This is a genomic window from Streptomyces sp. MnatMP-M17, assembly GCF_900091995.1.
In the GTDB taxonomy this organism is placed as follows: Bacteria; Actinomycetota; Actinomycetes; order Streptomycetales; family Streptomycetaceae; genus Streptomyces.
Genome location: NZ_FMDK01001052.1, coordinates 1 through 1,096, shown reverse-complemented (window position 1 = coordinate 1,096; position 1,096 = coordinate 1). Strand labels below are relative to the sequence as shown.

Here is a 1,096-nt window from a genome sequence, read left to right as displayed (position 1 = left end):
GCCTGACCCGGTGAGGGCGGGCGTCATCACACAGACGGCCCTCCGCGCGGCTTCCTCGGAAGTCGCACGGAGGGCCGTTCTCCGTATGCGGCGGGCGTTGTGCGCGGCGGGCGTTACCGCCGTTCGCGCAGCGAGTGCAGATGCGCGGAGGACTTCTGGGCGAAGGCGATCGAGTCCACCGGCTGGTCGTGCTCGACCTGCCAGTGGTGGTCACGGCGGCCACCGCGGGTCTTGTTCACCGCCGATATGAAGCGCTGGTAGTCGATGTCACCGTCGCCGACGTCCACCATCCGGTAGCCGTCGCGGGCGGTGATGTCCTCGATGCCGTCCTTGACATGGAAGAGCGGATAGCGGTCGGGCTGCTTGAGCACATAGCGCAGCGGATCGAAGGGCGCGGGCTTGCCCTCCGGAGTCTTGCTGAAGCGGAACTGGCCCGCGAAGGCCCAGTAGATGTCCATCTCCAGATAGACCAGATCGGGATCGGTCTCGGCCAGCAGTACGTCGTAGAGACGGACATTGGGCTGGTCGGTGGCGAAGGAGAACTCCTCCGCGTGGTTGTGCTGGTAGAACTTCAGCCCGCGCCGCCTGGCCGCCGCGCCATAGGTGTTGAAGTCCTCGGCGGCCCGCTTCCAGGCGTCCACGGTGGAGCCGTAGCGGAACGGTCCCGAGGCTGTTCCCACATGTTCCAGACCGAGGGTCTGGGCGTCGTCCAGGACCTTTTCGAGGTTCTGGGCGAAGCTGTAGGCGTCCGGGTTGTTGTTGTCGTAGTAGTTGACATGGCTGCCGATGGGCTTGAGCCCATGGTTCCTGGCCAGCCGCTTGAGCTGAGGCAGTGTGATCTCTCCGGCGGAGCCCTGGGTGTATCCGGCGAACTCGATCTCGTCGTAGCCGAAGCGCTCCAGCTCGTCGAAGACCTTGGCGAAGCCGATCGTGGAGACCTTGTCGCGCAGCGAGTAGAGCTGGATCCCGAGGCGGCCCGGAGGCAGGACCGGCTGTCCCTTGCCGTGCCCGTGCCCATCGCCGTGGCCGTGTCCCTTGCCGTGCGCGGCGGCCGGGGTGGCCGCGGCGCCGAGGACCGCGGCGGCGGTGGCGCCGG

General features: G+C 67.3%; 1 protein-coding gene. It reads right to left on the bottom strand.

Annotation, left to right across the window (positions count from 1 at the left end; genetic code table 11):
• Positions 1-113 precede the first annotated feature (113 nt).
• On the bottom strand, positions 114-1,096 hold a 983-nt coding region (locus tag GA0115259_RS35750), incomplete at its 5' end, for a sugar phosphate isomerase/epimerase family protein (protein WP_093604559.1).